7 protein-coding genes are annotated in these 6,587 nt (G+C 61.8%); 1 reads left to right on the top strand and 6 read right to left on the bottom strand.

From position 1 onward, the window contains the following. Positions 1-250: 250 nt before the first annotated feature. Positions 251-1,681 carry a DUF2142 domain-containing protein gene (locus NZM16_RS08865; RefSeq protein WP_295479996.1) on the top strand — a complete coding sequence of 477 codons (1,431 nt, stop codon included), beginning with the start codon at positions 251-253 and terminating at the stop codon, positions 1,679-1,681. A gap of 385 nt (positions 1,682-2,066) precedes the next feature. Here the strand turns inward: NZM16_RS08865 and NZM16_RS08860 are convergent, their stop codons facing one another. The 6 genes from NZM16_RS08860 to NZM16_RS08835 form a co-directional block, all read right to left on the bottom strand. Then, the gene (locus tag NZM16_RS08860) at positions 2,067-2,369 is read right to left on the bottom strand and encodes a DUF1232 domain-containing protein (RefSeq protein ID WP_295451923.1); all 303 of its coding nucleotides are present in this window, start codon (positions 2,367-2,369) and stop codon (positions 2,067-2,069) included. A 253-nt stretch (positions 2,370-2,622) separates the two neighbouring features. Then, positions 2,623-3,060 carry a CBS domain-containing protein gene (locus NZM16_RS08855; protein ID WP_295451926.1) on the bottom strand — a complete coding sequence of 146 codons (438 nt, stop codon included), beginning with the start codon at positions 3,058-3,060 and terminating at the stop codon, positions 2,623-2,625. Positions 3,061-3,356: 296 nt separating this feature from the next. Next, on the bottom strand, positions 3,357-4,082 hold the full coding sequence (locus NZM16_RS08850) for a molybdenum cofactor biosynthesis protein MoaE (protein ID WP_295451929.1): 726 nt from the start codon (positions 4,080-4,082) through the stop codon (positions 3,357-3,359). Positions 4,083-4,203: 121 nt separating this feature from the next. Then, entirely contained in the window at positions 4,204-4,692 is a 489-nt protein-coding gene (gene moaC / locus NZM16_RS08845) for a cyclic pyranopterin monophosphate synthase MoaC (RefSeq protein ID WP_295451932.1), read from the bottom strand. A 77-nt stretch (positions 4,693-4,769) separates the two neighbouring features. Continuing rightward, on the bottom strand, positions 4,770-5,936 hold the full coding sequence (locus NZM16_RS08840) for an iron-containing alcohol dehydrogenase (RefSeq protein WP_295479994.1): 1,167 nt from the start codon (positions 5,934-5,936) through the stop codon (positions 4,770-4,772). A 40-nt stretch (positions 5,937-5,976) separates the two neighbouring features. Further along, positions 5,977-6,387, bottom strand: a complete 411-nt coding sequence (locus NZM16_RS08835) for an SCP2 sterol-binding domain-containing protein (RefSeq protein ID WP_295451936.1) — start codon at positions 6,385-6,387, stop codon at positions 5,977-5,979. Between the last annotated feature and the right edge of the window lie 200 nt (positions 6,388-6,587).

The raw sequence follows: 6,587 nt of genomic DNA, 5'->3' as shown, positions 1-6,587 counted from the left end.
GGGCAACCCCCCGTGGTCGCCCCGATGGGGCAGGCACGGGGGCCTGCCCCTACAAAAAACGTGGCGCGCGATGTGGCCCGTATGGGGCGACCCCAGGGGGTCGCCCCATACGGGCAATCCCTGCGGTCGCCCCCTATGGGCAACCCTCATGGTTGCTCCACACGAGTGCCCCTCGGGGTTGCCCATTACGGGTAATCCCCTGGGATAGCTCTATCAATCAGAACCAATGGATGCGGAGGAGATCTCGCCGGTGACGCGAGGGTTCATGCTATTGATCTTATGTGGTTATCTCATTCTGGCCTGGGGTTTCGCCACGCGGACGCCGCCGTGGCAGGCGCCGGACGAGCCGGCCCATTACAATTACATCCGGTTCATTGCCACCACCGGGCGCTTGCCCGTCCTGCAGCCTGGAGATTACGATCAAGCCTATTTGAGCGAGATCGTTTCCAGAGGCTTCCCGCCGGAGCTTCCCATCGATCCGTTGCGCTATGAGTTCCATCAGCCCCCCCTGTATTATCTGCTGATGACCCCCCTTTTCCTCCTCTTCGGGGGCGCCCTGCTTCCCCTTCGCCTGTTCTCAGCAGCCCTCGGAGCGCTCCAGATCCTCCTGGCCTTCGCCGCCGTGCGCCGGCTGTTCCCGGAGCAGCCCGCCTGGGGGATCGGGGTCACGGCGGTTTTCGCCTTCCTGCCCCAGCATGTGGCGATGGCCAGCAGCGTGAACAACGATGCCCTGGCCGAGACCCTGATCCTGGGATTATGGGTCTGGATCGCCCACGAACTCCACCGACATCAACCCCGTCAGGCGTGGATCGGCGGGCTTCTCCTGGGAGCGGGATTTCTCACCAAGACTACGGTCTATCCGATGGCGCTGGTGGCCCTGGTGGCCGTTCTGGCTCGGGCCGCCGCGGAAGGCCAGCCATGGCCGGAGCGACTCCGACGCCTGTTCCCTTGGCTGCTTCCGGCCCTCGCCATCGGGGCCCTCTGGTGGATCCGCAACGGGGTCGTTTATGGATGGCCGGATCTCCTGGGCCTGCAACAACATGATCGGGTGGTCGTGGGCCAGCCCCGCACCGCGGAGTGGATCGCCCGCTACGGATGGATGGCGACCCTGGATCGTTTCTGGACCTTCACCTTTCAAAGCTTCTGGGGACAATTCGGATGGATGGGCGTGGTGCTGGAAGCCCGATGGTATCTCCTTTTCGCCTGGTTGACCGTTCTGGGCTTCCTGGGGCTTGCGCTCCATCTGGGACGCCAGCGGCAAGGCTCCCCGCTCTGGGGCATCCGAGGGATCCTCCTGCTGCTGGCCCTGGGACTTACCGTGGGGACCTATCTCTGGTATAACCTGTCCTTCGTTCAGCATCAGGGACGCTATCTCTTCCCGGCCTTGCTGCCCATCGCGTTGGGGCTGGTGATCGGGTGGTCCACGTGGGCGCAAGGGAGCGCGGCGAAGAGCCTGGGGATCGCATGCGGCCTTGGGGTCATCGTGTTGGGGATCGCTGGGGTGATCCATGGAGATCTTCCGTGGTTTCCGGTCGGTCTCCTAACAGGGACAGGCCTGATAGTCTGGCTGTCGGCCCGGTTCCCAGCGCTCCGGCCCTATCTGGGCTTGGCCCTCTGCTTTGGCGCTTTCGCTCTGGATCTCCACCTGGCGCTCCACGTGATCCCCTCCGCCTTCTATTGAAGGCGTGGACCATGGACAAATGCGTGGTTCCCTTCTCGAGGGAGGTTTAGGGGCGGGCGAGGTTGCTGAAGGTGGTCCCCCTCGCCCCCAAAGAGAAAAGCAATATTCGATCTGGGACGCTGTCAAAGGCGGCGCCCCGGACCCGAAACCTATGGGGTTCATATTCGGAACGCGTGCCGCTGGCTGGGTCCAATGGCGGACAGGAGTTTGGGGTAGTGGGGCGAGGGCGAGGCCCCCCGCTCCACCACCCCAAACGTTTCTGAATCCCTCTCCCCACGCCAGCTCACAAGGAAGGGCGATCGCCTCACCCCCGACCCCCCATCGATGGGCTTCCATGCATCCGCGCGGATCAGCGCGTCGAAAGCGCCCTGATTCATACGGATGCTTACTCTTTCAATACCCGATAGGTGGTCTCGATGACATCCTCGCGCCGGGAGGGCGTCTGTCGATCCTCCGCCGGAGCCAGATCCAGCAACATCCGCAGGGCGATCAGGAGAAGGACCAAATCATCCAGAGAACTGATCCCGGGGATCATCAGGTCCGGCAGGAGGTCAATGGGGGAAAGGATGTAGATCAGAACCAGGAGAGGGATCATCTTCAACCAACCTGGCGTGCGGGGATCCCGCATCAGCCGCCAGATCCGCCGCAGGTTCCGCAACCCATCCCATAAGGTTCCACGTCGCCCCATGCCAGCTCCCCTATACACAATCCGAAGATAAGAGTTATGCCGTTCCCTTCCTCAGGGGGCTTTAAGGAGGTAGGGGTATTCCCCTTCGTCCGACCGGTCTCCAACAGCGTAATTCCTGCGAAGATTTTGAGGTAAGGGGGCGTTCTACCGGCGCCCCCTTACCATCGAAAGACCTTGGGCCTTCACCCACAATGACCTGAAACCTTCCAGCAAAGGATCAACCCAGGGGCGCAGAAGGTGCCTGGACCCATCCCTACTCTTCCGCCGCCAGCCGCACCACCATCTTAAAGATGTCCGACTCTGTGATGATCCCGACCACGCGGCCGTTTTCCACCACTGGCAGGCCGCCGATCTTATGTTCCAGCATCAACCGCGCCGCCTCATAAATCGGCGTGTCCGGAGTGACCGTGATCACCTTCCGCGTCATGATCTTATCCACGGTGAGACGGGCCAGAAGATAATTGAGCTCGAAGATGCTCAGGGAGGTGGCATCTGAAGGAGAGGCCTCCCGCACATCTCCCAGCGTGATGATCCCGACCAGATGCCCGCCCTCATCCACCACAGGCAGACGCCGAATACGCTTCTCTTTCATGATCTGATGGGCCTCCGGCAATGTGGTCCGGGGCGAGATGGTGATCGGATTCGGAGTCATCCAGTCCCGCACTTTATACTGCTTGAGAACACTCGCCATAGAGGGCCTCCTGGAATGGGATGGATCCGGATCATGGATGGGGCAAGGCATGCCTTACCCCATCCATGATCATAACATGCGGGATAGATCCCGTTAGGCGCCTTCTGAAGCGGGCAAGACCCCTCAGGCGCTCACGGAAAGCTGGCCTGCGCTCGGGTCCATGGGGCCGCAGGCACCGCCCCACCCCCCTTTCCCCCCTCTCCGCGAAGTTTTCCAGGGATGTGGGCCGTCGAAGACGGCCTATGCCCCCAGAAAAATAAAATAAAGAACAGAGGCCTCTATCGACCTGGGCCCTTTCATCCATCGCGGGGGGAGCGTGAGACATCCCTTGGCGAAGGTTGATAGTGGCCCTCGATCCATACCTCGCCGTGGGAGCCGATTTCCTTCTTCCAGATCGGCACGATCTCCTTCAATCGGTCAATCCCATACCGAGCGGCCTCGAAGATCCCCTCGTGACGGTGCCCAGAGGAGACTGCCACCGCCACAGTGATCTCCCCGACCGCCATCCGCCCAACCCGCTGCACCAGAGCGATGCCATGGATTAAAGGCCACCGCCCCCGGATCTCGGCGACGATCTGGCGCATCTTGGCCTCTGCCATAGGCAGATAGGCCTCGTATTCCAGGAACTTCACCCGACGATCCCCCTCCTCGCCCCGCACCACTCCAGTAAACAGCGCGACCGCCCCCGTTCGTGGGGTGGCCACCGCTTGCACCAAAGCGCTCAGATCGATGGGCTCCGTCGTAATTGCCACGATCTCCGGCCGCGAAGGATCCTCCTCGCCCCCGCTGACGGGCGGAAACAACGCGATCTCATCCCCCGGCTGCAAGGTGTCTTCCGGGAAGGCGAATTCATGATTGACCGCCACGATCGTCGAAGGGAGATAGGGCCCCAGGGCCGGATAGGTTTCCGCCACCGCCTGCAGCAAATCGGCCACCGAGGCGCCGTCTGGGACGCGGACGGAGATCACCTCACGGCCGATCCGGTCCTTCAGGGTGGCGAACAGACGGATCTGAATCTCCATCAGGGGTTCCCTCCGATTCGGTGGCTGCCTGCCCTGTTACAAGCACGCCATGGATCCAGCACGGTTGACAAAATGATGGGTTCTTCCCGAGATGCAGCGGGTTGCCTCCACCGCCTCCCTCTCACGGCTCCAGGATGAGATCCCCGCTCTTCCCCCCATGTTTTTCAATCAAGCGCACGTTCATCAGGCGCATTCGACGGTCCAATGCCTTGGCCATATCGTAGATCGTCAACGCAGCCACCATCACAGCCGTCATTGCCTCCATCTCCACGCCGGTTCGGGCCACCGTCTCCACCCGCGCCGTGATCTCCACCCAGGGCTGCGGATGAGCCTCATCGGGATCCCGGAGGGTGAAATCCACCTGGACATGGGTGATCGGCAAGGGATGACAGAGGGGGATCAGGTCCGGCGTGCGCTTGGCCGCCATGATCCCGGCGATCCGGGCGGCGGCCAGCACATCCCCCTTGGGAACGTTCCCCTCCCGAATGGCGGCCATCGTCTCAGGCGCCATCCAGATCTCCCCGCGGGCCACGGCCACCCGATGGGTCTCTCCCTTCTCTCCCACATCCACCATCTGCGCCCGTCCGCGCTCATCCAGGTGGGTCAGCATCGGACTCTCCTTCCTGTTCGAATGCGCAGGCTATTTTCAGGCGATGAGGAGCTCCCTTAAGGCGTAACCCTCATCGGTTAAAAATCCACCATCCTCCCCTCATAGGCATACATGAACAGGTGCTCCACCTCCTCCGCCGTAGGGGTTCGAGGATTAGTCAGGGTGCTGGGATCGTCCAGCGCATATTCCATCAGCGTCGAGAGATCCGCTTCGAAGTCATCCCTTGGGATCCCGCATGCGGCGATCGTCTGGGGCTGCTCGATGGTTTCCAGAAGCTCCAGGACAACGCGGGAGAGCTGGAAGGCAGCCTCCGGGCCGTTGGAGCTGGGCCGGCCGATGGCTCGCATGAGGTCCGCATAGCGATCCGCGGCGACCCGTGCGTTGAACTCAATCACATAAGGAAGAAAGAGACCTACGGCCCGGCCATGGGGGATATCAAAGCGCGCCCCCAGTGCGTGACCCAGGCTGTGGGCCAGGCCAACCATCGCGTTCCCGAAGCCGATCCCGGCCATCGTCGCCGCCAGGTGCATCTGAGTTCGGGCCTCTGGATCCTTAGCTCCGTGCTGATAAGCGCGAGGGAGGTAGGTGAAGACCAGGCGGGTTGCATGAAGGCACATCGCATCGCTGAAGGGATTCCGCCACGTGCTAACATAGCCTTCCACAGCATGGGTGAGCGCATCCATCCCGGTGTCGGCCGTCAGACGGGGCGGCAATTGCATGACCATCGCCGGATCGACGATGGCGATATCCGGCAGGTTCTCACGGGATCCCACGCCCAGCTTGCGCCGCGCCTCCGGGTCCGTCAAAACGATCGCCCACGTCGCCTCCGAGCCGGTCCCGCTGGTGGTGGGAATGGCGATCAGGCGAGCGCGACGCCGCAGGCCCAGCGGCTCCATCGGGCTGATCGCCAGCGGATCCAGATCTGGCCGTTCAAAAAGCACCCAGATCGCCTTGGCAGCGTCGATCACGGAACCCCCACCCACCGCCACGATCCAATCCGGGTTGAAAGCGCGGATCACATCGGCCCCGATGTGGACCAGATGGGTGGTGGGATTCGGCTCCACCGCATCGAACACATGGACGTCGAGCCCAGCCCGACGAAGCCGATCCTCCACGGGCTTGACCAGGCCAAGGCGCCGCACATGGGGGTCCGTGATCACAAAGGCCCGGCGCCCCTCCAGTTGCTCCAGATAAGAAAGCGCGTCCTCACCGAAAACGATCTCCGGGGTCTTAAAGAACCACATTGGAATCCTGGCCTCGTTCAGGTTTTTGCGCTTTAAAGGCTCACGCGATGAAATCCGTGGGCACGCGGGTGCAACAGAGCACCAGCTCCTTGGCCGCCCGCACGTTGCGCATGATGTTGACCATATTCCCCTTTAGCTTGATCCGCCCAGTCACCAGCGCCTGGATCGGATCCAGCTTCCCCTGGATGACCTGCTTCCAAACGGAATAGGGGGCGGACATCCGGTAGGCTGGGTTTTTGACCGATTCATCGGTCACCTCAAAAGCCTCCCGACACTGGCCGTGCCAGAGATCCATATAAAGCACCACCGGTTTTGTCAGCGGTCCCTCCGGCTCCACCACGAAGTAGAAATCCCCCTCCCAATTCTTCGCCGCCTCTGCGTAGCCCGGGCTTCGATTGACCTCCTCCATCAGGGCTTTGATCCAGGCATCGGATGGGAAAAGAATTCCCATAGATAACCTCCTGTGGATGATGCAGGTGGAACAAAAGAGGAAGATCCCTCATTTCTTGCTTTTTTGATTTAGGGGTTTCGGGGGCGGGGGGGGGGGGGTGGGGGGCCCCCCCCCCCCCCCCCCCCAAAAAATATAAAACAAAACGCATGGGGAGAGGGGCGGCGGGGGTGGGGAAAGAGGAGAAGTTAAAACACAAAAGA

Origin of the sequence: Thermoflexus sp. (genome assembly GCF_025055495.1) — a bacterium.
Lineage (GTDB): Bacteria > Chloroflexota > Anaerolineae > Thermoflexales > Thermoflexaceae > Thermoflexus.
This window is presented reverse-complemented; position numbering and strand designations above follow the sequence as displayed.

Bases quoted from the DNA above. Each gene is read 5' to 3' on its own strand.
- NZM16_RS08860 (WP_295451923.1), bottom strand. From the start codon at position 2,369: ATGGGGCGACGTGGAACCTTATGGGATGGGTTGCGGAACCTGCGGCGG.
- NZM16_RS08855 (WP_295451926.1), bottom strand. From the start codon at position 3,060: ATGGCGAGTGTTCTCAAGCAGTATAAAGTGCGGGACTGGATGACTCCG.
- NZM16_RS08850 (WP_295451929.1), bottom strand. From the start codon at position 4,082: ATGGAGATTCAGATCCGTCTGTTCGCCACCCTGAAGGACCGGATCGGC.
- moaC (WP_295451932.1), bottom strand. From the start codon at position 4,692: ATGCTGACCCACCTGGATGAGCGCGGACGGGCGCAGATGGTGGATGTG.
- NZM16_RS08840 (WP_295479994.1), bottom strand. From the start codon at position 5,936: ATGTGGTTCTTTAAGACCCCGGAGATCGTTTTCGGTGAGGACGCGCTT.
- NZM16_RS08835 (WP_295451936.1), bottom strand. From the start codon at position 6,387: ATGGGAATTCTTTTCCCATCCGATGCCTGGATCAAAGCCCTGATGGAG.